General features: G+C 68.9%; 16 protein-coding genes and 1 pseudogene. 5 read left to right on the top strand and 12 right to left on the bottom strand.

The features are described 5' to 3' along the window. Window positions 1-3: 3 nt before the first annotated feature. Both C6570_RS02995 and C6570_RS03000 read left to right on the top strand, forming a co-directional pair. Entirely contained in the window at window positions 4-513 is a 510-nt protein-coding gene (locus C6570_RS02995; protein WP_106701896.1) for a methylated-DNA--[protein]-cysteine S-methyltransferase, read from the top strand. Window positions 514-629: 116 nt separating this feature from the next. Next, window positions 630-853: pseudogene (locus C6570_RS03000) on the top strand (EamA/RhaT family transporter); the annotation flags it as partial. A 175-nt stretch (window positions 854-1028) separates the two neighbouring features. Here C6570_RS03000 and C6570_RS03005 read toward each other — a convergent pair. From C6570_RS03005 to C6570_RS03025, 5 genes are all read right to left on the bottom strand, one after another. Further along, window positions 1029-1997, bottom strand: a complete 969-nt coding sequence (locus tag C6570_RS03005; protein ID WP_425437907.1) for a CsgG/HfaB family protein — start codon at window positions 1995-1997, stop codon at window positions 1029-1031. A gap of 335 nt (window positions 1998-2332) precedes the next feature. Next, window positions 2333-4855: a peptidoglycan-binding domain-containing protein gene (locus C6570_RS03010; RefSeq protein WP_106701897.1), complete on the bottom strand. Its 2523-nt coding sequence runs from the start codon at window positions 4853-4855 to the stop codon at window positions 2333-2335. Between the two features lie 242 nt (window positions 4856-5097). Beyond that, a complete protein-coding gene (locus C6570_RS03015) occupies window positions 5098-5838 on the bottom strand; it encodes a class I SAM-dependent methyltransferase (RefSeq protein ID WP_245896278.1) in 741 nt (246 codons plus the stop codon). 300 nt (window positions 5839-6138) lie between these two features. Next, window positions 6139-7134 (bottom strand): ParB/RepB/Spo0J family partition protein, encoded by a 996-nt coding sequence (locus tag C6570_RS03020; RefSeq protein WP_106701898.1) that lies wholly within the window; start codon window positions 7132-7134, stop codon window positions 6139-6141. A 292-nt stretch (window positions 7135-7426) separates the two neighbouring features. Then, the gene (locus tag C6570_RS03025) at window positions 7427-8254 is read right to left on the bottom strand and encodes a hypothetical protein (RefSeq protein ID WP_106701899.1); all 828 of its coding nucleotides are present in this window, start codon (window positions 8252-8254) and stop codon (window positions 7427-7429) included. 302 nt (window positions 8255-8556) lie between these two features. Between C6570_RS03025 and C6570_RS03030 the strand changes: the two genes are divergently transcribed. Further along, window positions 8557-9747: an MFS transporter gene (locus tag C6570_RS03030; protein WP_106701900.1), complete on the top strand. Its 1191-nt coding sequence runs from the start codon at window positions 8557-8559 to the stop codon at window positions 9745-9747. A gap of 78 nt (window positions 9748-9825) precedes the next feature. On the opposite strand, the gene C6570_RS03035 is transcribed toward C6570_RS03030, so the two are convergent. The 7 genes from C6570_RS03035 to mnmG all read right to left on the bottom strand — a co-directional run bounded on the left by C6570_RS03035 (window position 9826) and on the right by mnmG (window position 15906). Further along, entirely contained in the window at window positions 9826-10074 is a 249-nt protein-coding gene (locus tag C6570_RS03035; RefSeq protein WP_106701901.1) for a hypothetical protein, read from the bottom strand. A gap of 85 nt (window positions 10075-10159) precedes the next feature. Then, a complete protein-coding gene (locus C6570_RS03040; protein ID WP_106701902.1) occupies window positions 10160-10978 on the bottom strand; it encodes an NYN domain-containing protein in 819 nt (272 codons plus the stop codon). After that, entirely contained in the window at window positions 10965-11534 is a 570-nt protein-coding gene (locus C6570_RS03045; RefSeq protein ID WP_106701903.1) for an RBBP9/YdeN family alpha/beta hydrolase, read from the bottom strand. The genes C6570_RS03040 and C6570_RS03045 overlap by 14 nt, the downstream gene beginning before the upstream one ends. 126 nt (window positions 11535-11660) lie before the next feature. Then, window positions 11661-12446: a ParA family protein gene (locus C6570_RS03050; protein ID WP_106701904.1), complete on the bottom strand. Its 786-nt coding sequence runs from the start codon at window positions 12444-12446 to the stop codon at window positions 11661-11663. A 25-nt stretch (window positions 12447-12471) separates the two neighbouring features. Continuing rightward, on the bottom strand, window positions 12472-13095 hold the full coding sequence (locus C6570_RS03055; protein ID WP_106701905.1) for a LysE family transporter: 624 nt from the start codon (window positions 13093-13095) through the stop codon (window positions 12472-12474). Between the two features lie 151 nt (window positions 13096-13246). Next, window positions 13247-13900, bottom strand: coding sequence for a 16S rRNA (guanine(527)-N(7))-methyltransferase RsmG (gene rsmG, locus C6570_RS03060; RefSeq protein ID WP_106701906.1), 654 nt, complete (start codon window positions 13898-13900; stop codon window positions 13247-13249). Continuing rightward, complete coding sequence (gene mnmG / locus C6570_RS03065; protein ID WP_106701907.1) at window positions 13897-15906, bottom strand: tRNA uridine-5-carboxymethylaminomethyl(34) synthesis enzyme MnmG; 2010 nt, start codon at window positions 15904-15906, stop codon at window positions 13897-13899. Before mnmG ends, rsmG begins: the two co-directional genes overlap by 4 nt. Window positions 15907-16136: 230 nt before the next feature. On the opposite strand from mnmG, the gene C6570_RS03070 reads away from it, so the two are divergent. Together C6570_RS03070 and C6570_RS03075 are read left to right on the top strand one after the other, a co-directional pair. After that, window positions 16137-17033 carry an amino acid ABC transporter substrate-binding protein gene (locus C6570_RS03070; RefSeq protein ID WP_106701908.1) on the top strand — a complete coding sequence of 299 codons (897 nt, stop codon included), beginning with the start codon at window positions 16137-16139 and terminating at the stop codon, window positions 17031-17033. 387 nt (window positions 17034-17420) lie between these two features. After that, on the top strand, window positions 17421-18758 hold the full coding sequence (locus C6570_RS03075) for a Glu/Leu/Phe/Val family dehydrogenase (RefSeq protein WP_106701909.1): 1338 nt from the start codon (window positions 17421-17423) through the stop codon (window positions 18756-18758). The last annotated feature ends 54 nt before the right edge of the window (window positions 18759-18812 follow it).

Here is an 18812-nt window from a genome sequence, read left to right on the forward strand (position 1 = left end):
ACCATGCGATTCGACAACGCCATCGTCCAAACCCGCTGGACCAGCCCGCTGGGCCCCATGGTGCTGGCCGCCACGGCGCGCGGCCTGGCCGGCGCCTGGTTTGAAGGCCAACGGCACGAGCCCGACCACAGCGCCTGGCCCGCCGCGCCCGATCACCCCACGCTGCGCGCCGCCGCCGCGCAGCTGGCCGAGTACTTCGCCGGCCAGCGCCAGCATTTCGATCTGCCGCTGGACATGTCGGGCGGCACCGCCTTTCAGCAGGCGGTGTGGCGCGCGCTGACGCAGATCGCCCCTGGCAGCACCACGCGCTACGGCGCGCTGGCGGCGCAGCTGGGCCAGCCCACCGCCGTGCGCGCCGTGGGCGCCGCCGTGGGGCGCAACCCGGTCAGCGTGATCGTGCCCTGCCACCGCGTGCTGGGCGCCGATGGGTCGCTGACCGGCTACGCGGGCGGCCTGCCGCGCAAGCAGGCGCTGCTGGATCTGGAAGGCGCAGCCAGCGCCCGGCTGCTGTGAGCGAGGTGGCCACCGAAACAGCGGGCGCAGGCGCAGACAGCAATGCGTGACTGCCGGAGTTCGTGCTGCTGGCCGCGCTGTGGGGCGCGTCCTTCCTGTTTGCCCGGGTGGTGGGTGTGGCGCTGGCCGTGCTGTGCAGCGCCGTGGCCTACGTGCTGTATTTCAGGCTGATCGCGGGCGCCGGCCCTTCGCGTGCGGTGGCGGTGACGTGATCCCGGTGGTTGCCGTGGCCTACGGCGCGCTGCTGCTGGGCGAGCGTGTCACGCCGTGGGTGCTGGGCTGCGGCGCCTTGGTGCTGGGCACGGCGCTGGCCACGGGGGCGCTGCGGTGGCAGCGCTGAATGAGCGGCCTTACGGGTTCAGAAGGCGCTGCGTAGCGCACCGCCACCATCCGTTTACTCTGATTTTGATAGCTGTCAGCGCTGGCCGCACCTGCGCCAGAGCCGATTTGATTCAGATTCTGCACTCGGGCTGACCGCGCACCCAGCCCCGCCACGGCCCGGGCGCCGTGCCCTGTCAGCGCTGCTTGCGCCCGCGCGGTACGTTTTGCGGGGTGTAGGTTGGTTGCGGCGTGGCGCCGCCGTCCACACCCAGCCGGCCGCCGCCGCCCAGGCCCTGGCCTTGCACGGTTTGGGCGCGGTAGTTGCGCAGGCTGATCACCATCTGGTTGAACGCGTCCATGAAGGCGGCGCTGATCACCTTGCCCTGCGGTGTGTTGGTGTACCCGCCCAGGCCCGCGCCCGCGCCGCCGCCCACCAGGCCGCCGAACAGATTCAGGTCGCTCTTGGAGGCGCTGCCTTCCGACGCGGCCACCTGCACGCCCGAGCGGTTGTCCACCAGCGTCAGCAGGGCGCTGGCCTGGCGCGTCTGCAGGCCACCGCCCACGGCCGCCACGGCGCGCCCGCGCCCGCCGCCGATCAGCCCGCCCAGCACGCCGCCAATGCCGCCGGCGTTGTCGCTGCTGAAGACCACCTCGGGCGACAGGCCGTAGTCGGACGCCACCATCTGCCCGCCGCCGAAGTTGCTGCCCCGGCGCATTTCGCCCGAGCGCTGCAGGTCGCGCTCGCGGTTCATGGCGCGCATGCCGGCGGCGCCGCGCTCCACCACCACGAAGCAGTTCGATTGCTGCACCAGCAGGCGCAGCAGGTTGGCGGTGGGCGGCAGTTTGTATTCGCCAGTCAGCACGGTGTACCAGCCGGCGGATTGGTTTTCGACCAGCGACACGGTGCCCAGGGGCGAGGCGCAGCGCTCCAGCGCGCCGCTGGCGCCGCTGGTGGCCGAGCCCGCCGCGCTGCCGGTGGCCACGGTCTTGGCGTCCTGGCTGCCCATCTTCATGTCGGTGGTTTCGCAGCCGGCCAGCAGCGCCGCCACCGCCACGGCGGCCAGCGCCCAGGTGGTGCGCGGCGTGCGGCTTGGCGTGCCGGTGGGGGCGTGTGAGGGCGTTGGCGAGAGGGTTAGCGAGGGGGTTGGCGAATAAGCGGCCATGCTGTTCCTCCGTCCGCGCGCCGGGGCGCGCCTTCCTGGTTCGTTGATGCGGTGGGGGCCGCTGCGGCCCGCGCCCGGCCACGCCCCGACCGTCACTTCAGGGCGTTGGGCCGGGCGCTGCGCGAGTCAGCCCCATGCTTGTTACCGATCGTACGAAGATGCCCCGCGCGTGACCATCTGACGGACGGCCTAGGCCGAATGGCCAATGCCAGCGTGCCCGCGCAGCACGCAGGCGATGGCACCACGCCATGAATGGATACGTACAAAAAAGACTGCCCGCGTTGGCTGGACCAGCGCGGGCAGCTATTGAAAAATGAGCAAAAAGGGCGCCCGGATCAGTTCGGCGCCACGCCCAGGGCGCGCACGGTTTCGATGTCGAGGTAGCCGTGCACCGGCAGGCCGCGCGCGTGTTGGTAACGCGCCACCGCTTCCAGCGTCTGCTGGCCCAGCACGCCGCTTTCAGCGCCGGGGTTGAAGCCGCCGGCCTGCAGCGCGCGCTGCACTTCCTGAATCTTCTGCGGCGAGGTGTTCGTCTCGCACATCACTTCGCGTTTTTCCTCGCGCGCTTCGCTGACCTTGACCAGCCAGCTCAGCGTGTCGTACACGGCGGGCACGTCCACCACGCGGGTGGTGGCGGGCTGGTCGATGACCTGGCGGGTTTCGGTGCGGTACACGGCGGGCACGACCTCGTCGCGCACGCTGGCGGCCTTGGCCACTTCCTGGCGCGACACGGGCTGCACCAGCGCGGGCACTTCCACCTGGCGCAGGCTGGCGGGCTGGTCCACGGCGTAGCGGGTAACGGCCGTGGTTTCGGCAGGCACGTCCACTTCGCGCGTGACTTCGGGGCGCACCAGCACCTGCTTGGGCACGCTCTTGTAGGTGGCGGGGATGGTCACCGCCTCGGTGCGGGCGGGCTCCACTTCCACGCGGCGCTTGATGGTGCGGTAGGCCTCGGGCACCTCGACCACGCGCACGGTGGCGGCTTGTTCGGGCACGTAGCGCGTCACGTTGCGGTATTCGGCGGGGATGACCACCTCGCGCACCCAGCTGTCGGGCGCCAGCGCGCGGTCCAGCTGCACGCCAGGGCCTTGCTTGACGCTGGCGACGCGGCTCACGCGCTGGCCGGTGGGCGTGGCCACCAGCTCGCCCGCGTGGTTGAACTGAAAGCCCAGGGCGCGGGCGCGGTCGAAGTCGACCTCGGTGTGGTACACGCTTTGGTACACGGCGGGCACGGCTTCGGTGCGCACGGTGGCTTCGCGCACGACGGTCTGACGCGTCACGTTCTTGTATTCGGCGGGCACCGGCACGTCGCTGACGGTGGCGGGTGCGCGCAGCACCTGACGGGTGACGGTCTGGTACTGGGCGGGCACATCGACCAGGCACCACACATCGTCTTCAAGGTTGGTGTTGTCGGACAGGGTCAGGCCCGTGTCCACCACGCCGCGCGGCACGCCGCCGGTGGCCGCCGCCACCTGGGTGCGTCCTTCAACGCGGTAGCCCTTGAACTGGCCGGACGGGTCCACCACGAAGCCGCGCACAGGCACCACGTCGACGGCCTGGTTCACCCAGGCGCGGCCCCGGCGCCATTCGCGGTAGGGCTCGCTGACTTTGACCTGCTCGGTCACCACGTCGTAGGCGGCGGGCACGGCTTCGCGGCGCACGCTGGCCGGGCGCACTTCCACGGGCACCACGGCGGTTTCCATCGCGGCGGGCACCGGCACGACCTTGGTGGTGGCGGCGCTGCGCAGGCGCTGCTCGGCCACCTGCTTGGTAGGCAGCACAACGGGCACGTACTGCAGCACCTCGGGGCGCACCAGCACGCGTTCGACCTCGCTGCGGTAGCGGGTGGGCACGGTTTCAGTGCGGGTGGTGGCGGCGTTGACCAGCACGCGCTCTTGCACCTCTTTGTACTTGGCGGGAATCACGCGCTGGATGGTGTGCTCGGGCACATCGACCACGCGCTCGAAGACGTTCTTGTAGATCGGCGGCTGCACCTCGTAGCGGGTGGTGGCCGCGCGGGTGGTGAGCTGTTCGGTGGTGGTCTTGAAGGTGGGGGCCACCGGCTCGTCGCGCACGCCGGCGGGGCGCACCACGACTTGCTCGGTGACGGTGCGCAGCTGGGCGGGCTCGACCACCTGCTGGCGGGTTTCGGGCTGCACCAGCACCTGCTCGGTCACCGTCTTGTAGGTGGCGGGAATCACTTCCTCGCGCTGGGTGGCGGGCGCGACCAACACGCGCTCGCTGCGGGTTTCAAAGCGCGCGGGGTACAGCACGTTGGCAAAGCACTGGTTCGGCAGCGCCTCGATGCGCGCGGGCGCGGGTTGGGCCACGGTGGGCGCGGGCGGCACGGGGCGCGGCAGGTTGCCGGAAAAGCCGTTGTCGCACTGCGCCATGGTGGCGCGCACCGGCTGGCCAGCGGCGTCGGTGTACAGGTTCAGCCGCATGTCGGGGCTGAACGGCACCCATTTGCCCACCAGTTCGGGCGTGATGTCGGGGCGGCCCTGGGCGTGGCGGATGCCCAGGTCGCAGGCGCCGCGCGCGTAGTCGGCGGCGGCGTAGCGCAGGCCCGCAGCCTGCGCGGTGGCGCTGGCCAGCTCGCTCAGGCGGATGGTGCGCACCGCCGCTTCACCCTTTTTGCGGGCGGCGGGGCGGGTGGTGACTGGCTGGTAGTAGCGCGCATTGCCGGCCTGCACGGCGGCATCGCATTCGGCGGCGCTGTCGTAGCCGACGTTGCCATGCGGGTCGGTGACCATGCCCGCCTGCGCCGCCGTGGCCAGCGCAAGGGTGCCGCCCAAGAGACCTGCGCGGCGCAGCGCAGTGTGGACAGACACGGATTTCTTTGTTTTGGCGGACTTCATGATGCACTTTCCTCGGCGCATGGCTGGATGCTTGGCACGGCCACGCCCTGCGGGCGCAGCGATTCAGCATCAAATAGTAACCTCAGCACCCGCCAAAACGGCTGAGTTGGCGGTCACTTGCGCCGCAAATGCAACAAACTGCGTGAAATTACGAGCCAACGTGGCGAGCGCGCGCCGGGCGGCACCGGGGCCGCAGGGCCATCTGGCGCCCCGCCGGACAGCAGCGACGGGGCGCCGCGCGCTCAATGCCCCAGCACGTCGATGCGCGCCGGGGGCAGGTTGGCCAGCACGCGTTCGCTGTGCTGGCGCACCAGCCCGCTGGCCTGCCAGGGTGAGGCGCCGCGCAGCGCGTAGGTGAATTGCACCAGCCGCCCCTGTGGCGCCAGGGCCTGGGCGCCGGCGTGCAGGATGCGCTGACGCACCGGCGCCGGGATGGACAGCAGCGGCAGGCCCGAGACGATGGTGTGGATCGGCTGCGGCAAGCCGTCCTGTCCGGCGGGCAGGCGGCCGGCGGCGTGCCAGTCCGTCAGCTCGGCGGCGTCGCCTTGCATCACGCACACGTCGGGAAAGCGGCGGCGCAGGTGCTCGGCCAGCGCGGCCGATTGTTCGACCACCACCAGGCGATGCGGCGGCACGCCGTGCGCCAGCAGCGCGGCGGTGATCACGCCAGTGCCGCCGCCCAGCTCCACCACCAGGCCAGACGGGTGCGCGCCCACCAGCGCCGCCATGCGCGCAGCCAGCCGGGGCGAGCTGGCGCAGATGGCACCCACGCTGGCGGGCTGGGCCACCAGTTCACGCAGGAAAAGGGATTGGGGCGACCGCGCCACGGCCAGATCCATCGCGCGGCGCACCCGGGCCACACCAACGCGGGCCGCCCGCGTGGCCAGTGCCGTGCCCGCCACCCCGGTGCCCTCGCGCCGGGCCAGGCGGGCCAGGGCGCGAACGCCAGGGGTGCGGACAACGCGGTTGTTCTGCAGTCGCATGAGCAGAGTGGGGCTGCTGGAAAGGGGTGGAGCTTATACCGATCCCACGCGCCTCGGGCCCCGAAATGTAACGAGCGCCGGGCCTGGCAGGCGGGCCCTTGCGATGACGTCACGCACGGGCTGAAGAACACCCCAGCGGGCCGCTGGCGACGCTCCTCAGCGGTGCACATCGGCTGCCCAACGCCGACGCAAAGCGCCCGCCAGTGGGCGGACGCGGTCACCCGCGCCCAACTCGATGGGCGCTGCTGAACTGGCCGCCAGCGCGACCAGACGACCTACGACCGGCGACCGACCGGCCCCTCAGCCGCCCGCCGCCCCGCCCCCGGCTGCGCGCAGGCGCTCGATCAGGCCGTTCAGCTCGTCCATCGAGCCGAAATGCACCGCCACTTCGCCCACGGGCTGCAGCTTGCCGCCCTGGCGTTGCTGCTTTTTCACGCGCACTTCGACCTGCGCGGTCAGCAGGTCGGACAGCTCTTCCTCCACCCGCCGCACGTCGCCCGATTTGTCGGCGCTGCGCGCGGGCTTGCGCGGCGCGGTCAGGTTGAATTCGGCGCCCAGCTTTTTGACCAGCGCCTCGGCCTCGCGCACCGACAGCTTGCGCGCGCTGACCTGGTTGGCCGCCGTGATTTGCGCCGCGCCGTCCAGCGCCAGCAGCGCGCGGGCGTGGCCCATGTCGATGTCGCCGGCCATCAGCATGGTTTGCACCGGCTCGGTCAAGTTCAGCAGGCGCAGCAGGTTGCTGGCGGCGCTGCGGCTTTTGCCCACTGCCTGGGCGGTTTGCTCGTGCGTCAGCCCGAAATCGTCGATCAGGCGGCGCAGGCCCTGCGCCTCTTCCAGCGGGTTGAGGTCTTCGCGCTGGATGTTTTCGATCAGCGCCATCGCGGCGGCGGCCTCGTCGGGCACGTCGCGCACCAGCACCGGCACCTCGTCCAGGCCCGCCAGGCGCGCCGCGCGAAAGCGCCGTTCGCCCGCGATAATTTCGTAGTTTGCTTCTGTTTTGCTAGCTGCCGGCGCTTGTCCTGCCTGCGCTGGCGCCTTGTTCGCTGCTGAAAGCCGCCGCACCAGGATCGGCTGCATCACGCCCTGCGACTTGATGCTTTCGGCCAGCTCGTACAGCGCGCCTTCGTCCATGTGCGTGCGCGGCTGGTACTGGCCGGCCTGCAGCGCGTCCAGGCGCAGCATCATCGGCGTGCCGGCCGGGGTGGTGGGCGCGTCGCCGGTGGCGGGGTCGAGTGCCGAGGGCGCCAGCAGCGCCTCCAGGCCGCGGCCAAGGCCTTTGGGTTTTTTGGTGACCATGGGTGTCGGTGGTGGGCAGACCGCCGTTGCGGGCCGGGCGGCGCGGCGCGGGCGGTAAAAATCGGTTCGGGGCAGTGTAGCAACCAGGGCCGATTCGAGGGCTGGGCGCCGGTGTGACGGGCGGGGCGGAGCCGCAAGCCGCGCGCTGCGTCGGCCGGTCACGGCGCGGCTGGCCGCGCACCCGGCGTGGCTGCGCCGCCGAGTGGCGCTTTCTACTGTTTTGATAGCTGCCAGCGCTGGCTGCGTGGGCGCTGGCGGGCTATGGGATAGGCAAACCCAAACTGTCACCCGCCTACCCCGGCGCCGCAACGTGCGCCCACATGTCGGCCCGCGCGCCCTTGGGCGCAGGCCCCGCGTAGGCGGGCGCTACCTCGACGGGGCCTTGGTTGTCGCACTGCGTCACGGCCCACTGGCTGGGCCGAAAGCGCGCCTGCGGGCCGTCTGGCTCGGGCTGGCCGAACTCGGCCACGGTGTCCCTTTCGATCAGCGGCACCTCGAACAGCGCCTGCGCGCCCTGGCGGCAAGGCAGCGCGCTGCGCTGCGGGTCGGGTACCCAGGCGCTGGCCTGCGGGTCGAAATGAAAAACGGGGCGAATGGCCTGGTCTTGCGCCAGTTCCAACCTGGCCGGGTACACCTGCATGGCCGTCGCCCAGACGCCCGCCACCTGCACCGGGTGCGCAAAGCGCACGGCGCGCAAGCCTGCCAGGCCCAGCGGGCGCTGGGGCTCGCCGTTGTCGAACGGGTCGTAGCGGTCGATCAGGCTGCCGCGCGGGATGCGCAGCTCGCCATACTGAAAGTCGCGCGGCAGCACGAAATGGCGGCGGCTGGCGCGGTAGTGGGCCGCCAGTTCAGCGTCGCTTTGAAAGCGCGCCATCGTGTACGCCACGCAGCCCGTCCACGCCAGGCACAGGGTGGCCACGCCGAGCACCGCGCACCGGGCCGGCGTGAAAAACCGCGTGGCGAACTCGCGCTCGGGCGGCCTGCCGCCGGGCTGCCACCACCGCCACCCTTGCAAGCGCCAGGCGACGCCCAGCAAATACAGCGTCAGCCCCAGGCCGAGCAGCGGCACGCCCAAGAGCATCAGCAGCTGTAGCGCGGACCAGGGTGCAAACGGAATCATGGCGAGGGGCGATGGGGCGGGTGGTCAAACACAGCGGGGAAGGCGAGGGGGCGTTGCCAGGGCAGGCTCAAGGCGATCTCGACGCGACTCAGAGCAAAGGCGATCAGGTACTGCACACCCCGCAAGCCGCGCCCATGCACCAAGATGCAGCGCGTGCGCATCGGGCGGCGCCCTGGCCCCGAGGGCGGTCATTTTCCCAGGCGCGGGCGCGTCGCCTCCTAGAATGCCCGGCTGGCACCTCTGGTGCCAATTCGATCCCCTGGCCGCCCCGCGCGGTGGCCCGCTTTGCGTGTTGCCCCCTTTTGCTTGATCTTTCTGCCTACCGCGCGCTGTTCGCCGACCGCCAGCTCGCCCGCATCGTCCTCAGCTCCATCCTGCCGCGCCTGCCCATCGGCATGAACGCGCTGGGGCTGACCCTGTTCGTGCAAAGCGCCACGGGCTCGTTCGCGCGGGCCGGCTGGGTCACTGGCGCCTACATGGCCGCGCTGGCGGTGCAGGCGCCGATGATCGGGCGCTGGGTGGACCGGCGCGGCCCGCGCGGGCTGCTGGGGCCGCTGGCGGCGCTGCACGTGCTGGCGCTGCTGGCGCTGGTGGGCGTGGTCACCCAGCGCATGGCGATGCCCTGGGTGCTGGCGCTGGCCTTCGTGGCCGGGCTGTCGTATCCGCCCGTGGCGATGGTGCTGCGCGCCACCTTCCGCAAGGCGGATCTGACGGCGGCGCAGCGCCAGTCGGCCTTTGCCGTCGATTCGGTGGTGACGGAAACCTGCTTCATCCTGGGGCCGCTGCTGGTCAGCCTGGGGCTGCTGGCCGGCTCGCCCGCGTACGCAGTGGCGCTGGCCGCGGCGTGCACGGCGATTGGCGTGCCCCTGTTCGTGCGGTCGGGCGCGCTGCAGCGCTGGGGCGAGGTGGAACCCGCGGCCGCGCGCCACTGGCTGGGCCCGCTGCGCGTGGCGGCCGTGCGCCGCAGCCTGGTGCTGGGCCTGGCCGCCGCCGTGGGCATTGGGCTGAATGAGATGTCCATCCCCGCCTTTGCCACCGAGGCCGGTCTGCCGCGCGCCATCGGCGCCTTTTATGCGGCGATGAGCGTGCCTTCCGCGCTGGCGGGGCTGTACTACGGCACGCGGCGCTGGGGCTGGTCGCTGAACCACCAGATCCAGCTGACGCTGGCATGGCTGGCGCTGGGCAGCGTGGCCATGGCCTTCGCGCCGTCACCGTGGTGGTTTGCCGCCGCGTGCGGCTGCACCGGCATGGCCTTCGGGCCGATGATCACCGCGCTGTCGCTGCAGCTGGGCGCCTTGAGCCCGCGCGAATACGTCACCGAGGCCTTCACCTGGAGCATGACGGTGTTCATGATCGGCATTGGCGTGGGCTTCTGGTTGGGCGGGCTGCTGGTGCAAAGCCACGGCTTCAGCGCCACGCTGTGGGCATCGGCGGGCGGCATGGCGCTGGCCGCGCTGTGGTGTTTGCGCGTGCCGCAGGTGCGGGAGCACTAAGAGCCCAATCGACCGCTGGCGCACGACCCACCTGCGCGAGCAGCTACATAAAGCGTAGCATTCGCTTCGCCCAAGCCTTCACGCGCGCTTGGCAACCCCCGCGGCACGGCGCCGCCGCCGCGTGCGCCAGAGCCGCAGCACGATGCCCAGCGCCACCACGGCCAGCACCACCGCCAGCGCGAACTGCCCCAACGCCGCCACCACAGCGGCCGAGCCGCCCACGGCCACCGCCATGACGGTGCTCACGACATCGGCCAGGGCGTAGAGCGCGCTGGCGTCTGGCTGGCGCGCAGGTTGATTGGGCGGCGGGGAAGAGGGAGCATTCATGCGGTGGTCCAGGTTGGCTCCAGCGTCGCCGCGGGCAGCGTGCGCACGCGTCGGGCAAGTGTTGGGATCGATGCTGTGGCGGGCATCACCCTTTGGGCGCCTTGGCGCGCACGTACAACACCTTTTGATCTGAACCCGGCGAAACGCGATCCTGCACGTCAAACACATCGGTTCGCGCTCGCACGAGATCAGACAGTTTCCGGTGACCATACACGCGGCTGTCGAAGTCTGATTTCAGCTTGGACAGATACTGACCAAAGGTGCCCAGGTGAGCCCACCCATCATCGCCTGACGACTGTTCGATCGCATCTCTGATAAATGGCATTGGCAGCGCGGGTAGTCCCTGCGAAACAACCTCTTTCGTCGAGGCGCTGGCAGAGAGTTCGATGGCGCTCGATGGCGGTCGATCCAAGCTAGGTTCGGGCGCCGCAGTGGGTCGCAGCACTTCCGTCAGAACAAACTTGTGGCACGCGGTCCGAAACGCGGAAGGCGTTTTTTGCTCACCGAACCCAATGACGGTAACCCCTTCCTCCCGGAGCCGCACCGCCAAGCCTGTGAAGTCGCTGTCGCTTGTGACCAGACAAAACCCATCGAATCGACGGGTATAGAGCAGATCCATCGCGTCGATGATCATGGTGCCGTCTGTCGCATTTTTGCCCGACGTGTAGGCGAATTGCTGTACCGGTTTAATGGAAAACTGGTTGAGCACCTTCTTCCACGAAGCACTTTGACTGGACGTGAAATCACCATAAATGCGTCGCACGGTTGCTTCGCCGAAGCCCGCAATCTCTGCAAACAACCCTTCCATGACGGAGGCTTGAGCGTTGTCAGCGTCAATCAGAACCGCCAGCCTAAGCGAAGGTGCTTCCGACTCAACTTTAAAAATAGTCTTAGGACTTGCCATCGTTTATTTCCTTCGCCAATGTCATCAACAACGCCCGCCCCTCATCCCAATCGCCCAGCCCCGAATCGGCGTTGATGTGGCCGCGCGGGCCGATGGCGTGGAATTCGGCGCCCCAGTCGCTGGCCAGGCGGCTGGCGGATTCGAGGCTGCCAAACGGGTCGTCGCTGCTGGCAACCAGGATGGCGGGGAAGGGCAGGCGCTGGCGGACGGGCGGCGCCCAGCCGGGGATTTGCTGGCGCAGGTCGTCGCGCTCGATGTCGGGTGGGGCCACCAGCAGCGCGCCGGCCACGCGGGCGGCATGGCGGGTGTGGGCGGCCCACCAGGCGGTGAGGATGCAGCCCAGGCTGTGGGCGGCCAGCAGCACGGGGGCGCCACTGGCGTCGCTTTGGGCCAGCACCACGTCTTCGAGCCGCGCGGTCCAGTCGCCGCGCAGCGGGCGCATCCAGTCGTGCTGCTGCACGCGCTGGTCGCCGTGGCGCGCCTCCCAGCGGGTTTGCCAATGCTCGGGGCCGCTGCCTTGCCAGCCGGGCAGGGTGAGGATGGTGGGTGCGCTCATGCGTGCATTCTGCCAGTGGCGCGCGGACGCACTTTACTCATGTTTTGATAGCTGCCAGCGCAGACTGCACCAGCGCCAGAGGGCAATAAGGCTTGTATTCTGCCCAGCGCGGGCGCGCCAGCGGCATCAACCGCGCAGGCCGCGATCGACCAGCTCTTGCGCGAACGCCAGGAATGCGTGGCTGCCTTTGGCGGACGGATCGAACACCAGCCCGGGCAGGCCGTAGCTGGGCGCTTCGGCCAGGCGCACATTGCGCGGGATGACGGTGTCGAACACCTTGTCGCCGTAGTGCGCCTTGAGCTGTTCGCTGACCTGCTGCTGCAGCGTGATGCGCGGGTCGAACATAACGCGCAGCAGGCCGATCAGGCGCAGGTCGCGGTTCAGGTTGGCGTGCACCTGCTTGATGGTGTTGGTAAGGTCGGCCAGGCCTTCCAGCGCGAAGTATTCGCACTGCATGGGCACGATGACGCCCTGCGCGGCGCACAGGCCGTTGAGGGTCAGCATGCTCAAGGATGGCGGGCAGTCGATCAGCACGAAGTCGTAGTCGGCGGCGACCACGACCAGCGCGTCTTTCAAGCGGCGTTCGCGGCGGGCTTCGCTGACCAGCTCGACCTCGGCACCGGCCAGCTCACGGTTGGCGCCCAGCACGGCGTAGGCGGCGCCGGCTTCCTTCAGCTTTTCGGGGGTGACGGCGGCCTCGGCCACCGTGGCCGATTCCAGCAGCACGTCGTACACGGATGCCTCCAGCGTGCGCTTGTCCACGCCCGAACCCATGGTGGCGTTGCCCTGCGGGTCCAGGTCGACCAGCAGCACGCGCTGGCCGATCTTGGCCAGGCCGGCGGCCAGGTTCACGGTGGTGGTGGTCTTGCCCACCCCGCCTTTCTGGTTGGCGATGCAGAAGATTTGGGCCATGAAACTGTGAAAGCGCCGCTAGGGCTTACTTGGTCAACGCCAGACGCAGCCCAAAGCAGATCAGGGCCACGCCCGCCAGCTTTTGCAGACCGCCCGAGACGCGGGGGTTGGCGCGGATGCGCTCGGCCATGAAGTGCGATATCAGCGTGGCCGCCAGCCCGTAGGCGAAGGTCAGCACCGCGATGGTCAGCGCCATGGCGGCGAAGGTGCCCAGGCCGGGCGCGCGCGCCGGGTCGATGAACAGGGGGAAGAAGGCCATGTAGAAAACGATGGCCTTGGGGTTCAGCAAGGTGATGAAGAACGACTGCCGCGCAAAATGGCTGGGCTTGAGCTGCAGCACCGCGCCTTGCCCCGGCTTGGCGGTGATGACGGTGATGAGCTTGTAGCCCATCCAGGCCAGATACGCCGCGCCGACCCACTGCACGGTGGCAAAGGCGGCAGGGTAGGCCTTGAGCAGTGCGGCCACGCCCGCCACCGCACACCACAGCAGAATCTGGTCGCCCGCGATGATGCCAAAGGTGGACGCCAACCCGCCACGAATGCCGCCTTGCGCGGTGCTGGAAATCATCGCCAGATTACCCGGCCCTGGAATAGCCAGGAACACGAGAATGGCAATGACAAAGGCGGGATAGTCGGTGATGGCGAGCATGGTGGGCGCTTGGGCGATGCAGCGAGTTTAAGGGACGGAGCCACTGCGGCCCCGCGCGCAGCGGCGTGCCGAGAGCGCATCCAGTGTCGCATTCACGAATGTTGAGCGCACGGCGCCAGCGAGCCGCCGCAACACGACAGCCGCCCTTGGCTCAAGCCCTGGGGCGCAGCCAGAGCAGACACCGCTCAGCACGCAGCCCCGGCACCTGCAGTTGTTCCACGTGAAACACTTCCACCCCTGGCGGCAGTGCGGCAATCTCGTCGTCGGGGCGCTTGCCCTTCATGGCCAACCACACCGCGCCTTCGGCCAGCGCCGGGGCGGACCATTGGGTGAAGTCGGCCAACGAGGCAAACGCGCGCGAGGTGATCACGTCAAATTTGTCCTGCACGGCTTCCACCCGGGCATGCAAGCCGCGCAGGTTGGGCAGCCGCAGCGCGACGGCCACTTGCTGCACAAAGGCCGCCTTCTTGGCCACCGCGTCCACGCAGCTCACCTGAATCTCAGGGCAGCAGATGGCGATCACCACACCAGGCAGCCCGCCGCCCGAGCCCACGTCCAGCAAGCGGGTGGGCTGGCCGCGGGTGTGGCGGCGCAGCGGGGCAATGATGCTCAGGCTGTCCAGCAGGTGGTGCGTCAGCATCTCGGCCGGGTCGCGCACGGCCGTCAGGTTGTAGACCTTGTTCCACTTGCCCAGCAGCGCCAGGTAGTCGAGCAGCTGGCCGCGCTGCTCGTCAGACAGCGTGACACCCAAGGCGGCGGCGCCTTCGCTCAGGCGCGCGCGCAGTGCTTCGGGCTCCGCGCTCATGGCGCAGTCGCCAAGGCGGGCGCCTGGGAAGTAAAGCCCTTGAAGCCGCCCTTTTTCAGGTGAATCAGCAGCAGCGAAATGGCGGCGGGTGTCACACCGCTGATGCGCCCGGCTTGGCCCAGCGTGTCTGGCCGGTGCTGCTGCAGCTTTTGCCGCACTTCGATCGAGAGCGCGGTGATCTGCATGTAGTCCAGCTCAGGCGGCAGCTTCAGGCTTTCGTAATACGCGGTGCGACCCACTTCCTCGCGCTGGCGGTCGATGTAGCCAGCGTACTTGGCGGCGATCTCGACTTGCTCGACCACCGGCGCCAGCAGGTCTTCGCCCAATGTTTCACGTGAAACGTCGGGCGACCGATGCTTGCCGCCGTCCAGGCTCATCAAAGCTTCGTAACCCACCTCGGGGCGGCGCAGCAGATCGAACAGGTTGTGTTCATGCTCGATGGCTTTGCCCAGCACGCGCTCAGATTCGGCAACGGGCAGGTTGCGCGGGTTGACCCAGGTGGCTTTCAGCCGCTCTGTTTCACGTGAAACAGCATCGCGTTTGCGGCTGAACGCATCCCAGCGCGCGTCATCCACCAGGCCCAGCGCCCGGCCCATTTCGGTCAGGCGCATGTCCGCGTTGTCTTCGCGCAGTTGCAGTCGGTATTCGGCGCGGCTGGTGAACATGCGGTAGGGCTCGGTCACGCCCTTGGTGATGAGGTCGTCCACCAGCACGCCGAGGTAGGCCTCGTCACGCCGGGGCAGCCAGGCGCCGCCAAAGTCGTCGGCGCGACCGTCGAACTGGCGGCATTGCAGCGCGGCATTGATGCCGGCAAACAGGCCCTGCGCCGCCGCTTCTTCGTAGCCGGTGGTGCCGTTGATTTGGCCGGCAAAGAACAGGCCACCGATCTGGCGTGTCTCGAAACTGCTTTTGAGCGAGCGCGGGTCGAAGTAGTCGTATTCGATGGCGTAGCCCGGCCGCAGGATGTGCGCGTTCTCCAGCCCCGGCATGCTGCGCACCAGCGCCAGCTGAATATCAAAGGGCAGGCTGGTGGAAATGCCGTTGGGGTACACCTCGTGCGTGTCCAGGCCTTCCGGCTCGAGGAAGATCTGGTGGCTTTCCTTGTCGGCAAAGCGGTTGATCTTGTCTTCCACGCTGGGGCAATAGCGCGGGCCCACGCCCTCGATCTTGCCGGTGAACATGGGGCTGCGGTCAAAGCCGCTGCGGATGATCTCGTGCGTGCGCGCGTTGGTGTGCGTGATCCAGCACGGCACTTGCCGGGGGTGCATGTCGGCGCGGCCCATGAAGCTGAACACCGGCATGTGCGGGTTCTGCCCGCCGGGCACGCCGTCGCCGGGTTGCTCTTCGCAGGCGCTGAAGTCGATGGTGCGGCCGTCCAAGCGCGGGGGGGTGCCGGTTTTCAGGCGGCCCTGCGGCAGCTTCAGCTCTTTCAGGCGGGCCGACAGGCTGACCGCCGGCGGGTCGCCCGCGCGGCCGGCCTGGTAGTTGTCCAGCCCCACGTGGATGCGCCCGTCCAGGAAGGTACCGGCCGTCAGCACCACGGTGCGCCCCCGAAAAGCGATGCCCACCTGCGTGACCGCGCCCACCACGCGGTCGCCTTCCAGCATCAGATCGTCCACCGCCTGCTGGAACAGCCACAGGTTGGGCTGGTTTTCCAGCAAGCGGCGAATGGCCGCCTTGTAGCGCACGCGGTCGGCCTGCGCACGGGTGGCGCGCACCGCCGGGCCCTTGCTGCTGTTCAAAATGCGGAACTGGATGCCGCCCTCGTCGGTGGCCAGCGCCATGGCGCCGCCCAGTGCGTCTACCTCTTTGACCAAATGCCCCTTGCCGATGCCGCCGATGCTGGGGTTGCAGCTCATCTGGCCCAGCGTTTCGATGTTGTGGGTCAGCAGCAAGGTCTGCGCGCCCATGCGTGCCGCGGCCAGGGCGGCCTCGGTCCCGGCGTGACCGCCGCCGACGACGATCACGTCGAACTGTTGAGGGTGGGTATAAGAAATGGTCGCCATGGGCAGCCGATTCCGCGCGCAATCACGCCCGCGGTGCGGCAATCAAAATAGGGTGGAAGGGGCGATTATAAAAATCGCCCCCATTTTCTGCTGGAGAATTGGAAACCCCCTTGGCAGTGATTCCGATAGGGCCCTGCGCCCGTTGCCACGCACGGGGCGCTTAATACATTGGGCATAATTTTTGCGTCAGTTTTGCCTTGCACCTTTATTTGTCAGGTTGTTCACATCTCATGCCGTACCGTTTCTCGCGCTGGCTGGCCCTTCCGGTCAGCACCGTCGTTTTCGCCTTTAACGTTCACGCCGGTCCTGTGCTGGACCGCATCCAGTCCACCCAGACCCTCACCATCGGCTACCGCGCCAACAGCGCGCCGATCTCGTATGAAGAAAAGGGCAGGGTGATCGGCTACGCCATCGACGTCTGCCAGCGCGTGGCCGCCTTGCTGCAGCAGCAGCTGAAGCTGCCCAAGCTGGCGGTGCGCTACGTGCCCCTCACTTCGGCCGAGCGCATTCCCGCGCTGCAGGACGGCCGCATCGATCTGGAATGCGCGGGCACCACCAACACCAAGGCGCGCCGCGAACAGGCGGCCTTTGGCCTGACCTACTTCTACGCCGGGGCCAGCGTGCTGGTGCGTGACGGCGAGGGCATCGGCGGGCTGAACGACCTGCGCGGCAAGACGCTGGCGGCGGTCAAGGGCACCACCGGCCAGCAGGTGGTGGAAATGCGCGAGCGCGATGGCCGTGCCGGCTGGAAGCTGGCGCTGTTCGACAACACCCGCGCCGCCGTGCAGGCGCTGGAGCAGGGCAAGGTGGACGCGGTCATCCAGGACAACATCCAGCTGGTGCCGCTGGCGCGCCAGTCGGGCAAGAAGCTGGTGCTGGCCGGCCAGCCGCTGTCGATCGAACCGCTGGCGCCCATGTTCGCCCGCAACGACGCCGAACTGGCCGAGGGCGTGCTGGCCGCCATGCGCCAGATCTACCGCGACGGCGAAATGGCCGCGCTGTATGAGCGCTGGTTCCTCAAGCCGCTGCCGGGGCGCACGTTCGGGCTCGACCTCAAGCTGAGCCCACTGCTGAACGACAATTTTCGTCGCCCCAGCTCGTACGTGACCGACTGGGTGGTGCTCTGACGGCTGGCCAGCGCCCGCGCGGCGGGCTGCGGGTGCGTGGTCGACACGCCCGCTTGCTACGCTTTAGATAGCTGCCAGCGCCCTGTGCGCCTGCGCCAGAGGGCAATTTGGGCATACAAATACCCACACGCCGCACCCAGCCCACCGCGTGGGACAAAGTGCTGCCCGATCCGCGCGGCCAGTCCGGACCTTCCATCTGAGCGGGCCGGCGCCGCGCGCGGCATGGCGCGCTGCCGGCGAGCCGACAATGCCCAACAGCTATTCAATAGATAGCAGTCAGCGCCCGCAGGTAGACCGCTGGAGCCCGCTTTGCTATGCTGGCTGGCGGCGGCCGATGGCTATCGCTGAAGCGGCCGCCCTTGTCCCAACTCAAGGAGCATTCGTCTCATGGCCACCGCTTCCAAGGCGACCAAAGCCGGTTCAACCGCGTCCGCGCCGTCCGCAATCCCCACCCACGCGCTGCCCTCGTACCTGGACCCGAATCACCTCGGCCCCTGGGGCATCTACCTGCAGCAGGTCGACCGCGTCACGCCCTACCTGGGCCCGCTCAGCCGCTGGGTCGAAACGCTCAAGCGGCCCAAGCGCGCGCTGATCGTCGACGTGCCGATCGAGATGGACAACGGCACCATCGCCCACTTTGAAGGCTACCGCGTGCAGCACAACGTCAGCCGCGGGCCGGGCAAGGGCGGCGTGCGCTTTCACCAGGACGTGACGCTGTCCGAGGTGATGGCCCTGTCAGCCTGGATGTCGGTGAAGAACGCCGCCGTGAACGTGCCCTACGGCGGCGCCAAGGGCGGCATCCGCGTGGACCCGCGCACGCTCAGCCAGGGCGAGCTGGAGCGCGTCACGCGCCGCTACACGTCCGAGATCGGCATCATCATCGGCCCGACCAAGGACATCCCCGCGCCCGACGTCAACACCAACGAAAAGGTGATGGCCTGGATGATGGACACCTATTCCATGAACGAAGGCGCCACCGCCACCGGCGTGGTCACCGGCAAGCCCATCGCGCTGGGCGGCTCGCTGGGCCGGCGCGAGGCCACGGGCCGCGGCGTGTTCACCGTGGGCGCGGAGGCGGCCAAGCAGATCGGCCTGCAGATCGAAGGCGCGCGCGTGGCCGTGCAGGGCTTCGGCAACGTGGGCGGCATCGCGGGCAAGCTGTTCGCCGAAGCCGGCGCGCTGATCGTGGCGGTACAGGACCACACGGGTGGCGTGGCCAACGACAAGGGCCTGAACGTGCCCAAGCTGCTCGAGCACGTGGCCAAGACGGGCGGCGTGGCGGGCTTCAAGGGCGGCGAGCCGCTCAGCCTGAACGACTTCTGGTCGTACAAGTGCGACATCCTGATTCCTGCCGCGCTGGAAGGCCAGATCACCAAGGCCAACGCGCCCAAGATCAAGGCCAAGATGGTCATCGAAGGCGCCAACGGCCCCACCACGCCCGAGGCCGACGACATCCTGCAGGACAAAGGCGTGCTGGTCGTGCCCGACGTGATCGCCAACGCCGGCGGCGTGACGGTGAGCTACTTTGAATGGGTGCAGGATTTCTCCAGCTTCTTCTGGAGCGAGGACGAGATCAACCAGCGCCTGGTCAAGATCATGAAGGACGCCTTCGAAGGCGTGTGGAACACCGCGCAGCAGCACAAGGTCAGCCTGCGCACGGCCACCTTCATCGTGGCTTGCACGCGCATCCTGACAGCGCGCGACCTGCGCGGCCTGTACCCCTGAGCGACGGCGCCGGGCGCGGCGGCCATCGCGCCGCGTGCGCCCTTGCGGGTGCGC

The sequence above is a fragment of the Ottowia oryzae genome, assembly GCF_003008535.1.
In the GTDB taxonomy this organism is placed as follows: Bacteria; Pseudomonadota; Gammaproteobacteria; order Burkholderiales; family Burkholderiaceae_C; genus Ottowia; species Ottowia oryzae.

Coding starts and splice junctions, on each gene's coding strand:
- C6570_RS02995 (WP_106701896.1), top strand. CDS start 4: ATGCGATTCGACAACGCCATCGTCCAAACCCGCTGGACCAGCCCGCTG.
- C6570_RS03005 (WP_425437907.1), bottom strand. CDS start 1,997: ATGGCCGCTTATTCGCCAACCCCCTCGCTAACCCTCTCGCCAACGCCC.
- C6570_RS03010 (WP_106701897.1), bottom strand. CDS start 4,855: ATGAAGTCCGCCAAAACAAAGAAATCCGTGTCTGTCCACACTGCGCTG.
- C6570_RS03015 (WP_245896278.1), bottom strand. CDS start 5,838: ATGCGACTGCAGAACAACCGCGTTGTCCGCACCCCTGGCGTTCGCGCC.
- C6570_RS03020 (WP_106701898.1), bottom strand. CDS start 7,134: ATGGTCACCAAAAAACCCAAAGGCCTTGGCCGCGGCCTGGAGGCGCTG.
- C6570_RS03025 (WP_106701899.1), bottom strand. CDS start 8,254: ATGATTCCGTTTGCACCCTGGTCCGCGCTACAGCTGCTGATGCTCTTG.
- C6570_RS03035 (WP_106701901.1), bottom strand. CDS start 10,074: ATGAATGCTCCCTCTTCCCCGCCGCCCAATCAACCTGCGCGCCAGCCA.
- C6570_RS03040 (WP_106701902.1), bottom strand. CDS start 10,978: ATGGCAAGTCCTAAGACTATTTTTAAAGTTGAGTCGGAAGCACCTTCG.
- C6570_RS03045 (WP_106701903.1), bottom strand. CDS start 11,534: ATGAGCGCACCCACCATCCTCACCCTGCCCGGCTGGCAAGGCAGCGGC.
- C6570_RS03050 (WP_106701904.1), bottom strand. CDS start 12,446: ATGGCCCAAATCTTCTGCATCGCCAACCAGAAAGGCGGGGTGGGCAAG.
- C6570_RS03055 (WP_106701905.1), bottom strand. CDS start 13,095: ATGCTCGCCATCACCGACTATCCCGCCTTTGTCATTGCCATTCTCGTG.
- rsmG (WP_106701906.1), bottom strand. CDS start 13,900: ATGAGCGCGGAGCCCGAAGCACTGCGCGCGCGCCTGAGCGAAGGCGCC.
- mnmG (WP_106701907.1), bottom strand. CDS start 15,906: ATGGCGACCATTTCTTATACCCACCCTCAACAGTTCGACGTGATCGTC.
- C6570_RS03070 (WP_106701908.1), top strand. CDS start 16,137: ATGCCGTACCGTTTCTCGCGCTGGCTGGCCCTTCCGGTCAGCACCGTC.
- C6570_RS03075 (WP_106701909.1), top strand. CDS start 17,421: ATGGCCACCGCTTCCAAGGCGACCAAAGCCGGTTCAACCGCGTCCGCG.